This is a genomic window from Vibrio sp. A8-1 (assembly GCF_013048685.1).
Taxonomy (GTDB): Bacteria; Pseudomonadota; Gammaproteobacteria; order Enterobacterales; family Vibrionaceae; genus Vibrio; species Vibrio metschnikovii.
Genome location: NZ_VHTC01000093.1, coordinates 1 through 1113, shown reverse-complemented (window position 1 = coordinate 1113; position 1113 = coordinate 1). Strand labels below are relative to the sequence as shown.

The 1113-nt window shown below is 35.6% G+C and carries 1 protein-coding gene; it reads left to right on the top strand.

All coding sequences use genetic code 11. The features are described 5' to 3' along the window. Positions 1–659 precede the first annotated feature (659 nt). The gene (locus FKN93_RS17360; RefSeq protein ID WP_170905765.1) at positions 660–857 is read left to right on the top strand and encodes a DUF1289 domain-containing protein; all 198 of its coding nucleotides are present in this window, start codon (positions 660–662) and stop codon (positions 855–857) included. Positions 858–1113 lie beyond the last annotated feature (256 nt).

Below are 1113 nucleotides of genomic sequence, written 5' to 3'. Positions count from 1 at the left end.
AAATATCGAGTTCGCACATCTTGTTGTCTGGTTATTGATTTTTTGCGAAACCATTTGATCATACGACAAGATGTGTATCTACCTTAACTTGATGATTTTTATCAAAATCATTAGGGGATTCCTCAGCACTCAGCATAAGTACTACGTTTAAGCCAGCTTTGCTTAGAGAGTTCGAAAATATATGTAAGGATGCATCTAGAAGGCAATTTAAAGAGAGTAAGGCTGGCTCTCTTTTTATTCATATTCCCCATATAGAAACTTATAAAGGACTTAACTTAAGTGATAGATTTAGTGGTAAGATCAAGAACATTTTCAGTCGGCCCCATTTGTCCAATATTGTCTTGTTCTCAAATTTGGGTGTGGTTGAAACGCAAACTTATCCATATTTTGAAATTCACCCTTTGATTAAAGAATATCAAAATACAGACAGTGAACTCGAAGGTATAAGTATTTAGCTGGTGTTACCGTAATTTAACAAAGCATTTAAGAGTGATTCTCAACGCTAGGCATTTTTCAGTCCATCGTTGGGTTTAGTGTTTACGGTGGCAAGGTTAGGTTTAGTGGTTGCGTTGTTCACACCTTAATGCGGCGTTATGTGTAAGGCCAAATTCCAATAACTTTTTCTATCACAAGATATTGTTTATAAAGGGATATTAACTATGGTTAATGTAAATGAAACCGAAAGTGAAGATCCTAAATCACCTTGTAATAGGCATTGCAGTCTAGATGAAAATGACATTTGTTTAGGATGTTTCAGAACACTCAATGACATACTCAAATGGCAATCATCAACGACAGCAGAAAGGATTGAAATTCTATCATTATGCAAAAAAAGAAAAGAGCACTATTCGAGGTAGAGCTTTTCATTATTCAAAATATGGTCGGTAATTATTTTAGTGATTATGTGAAAGTCCAATTTAAACAAACACATAACAAACGGTTCAAGAGGGACAACCAACGCGTGGCATTTTTATTATGCGTTGTTTTTTGGTAAGTGTTCACCAAGCCCCTATTGACAGAAAAAGTGTGACACTCAGCACTTGATCCACTTTTTACTATTGAGTGATCATTCCAGTGCTTCATCCTGTTTGTTATGAGCAGAAAGAAAGCCCC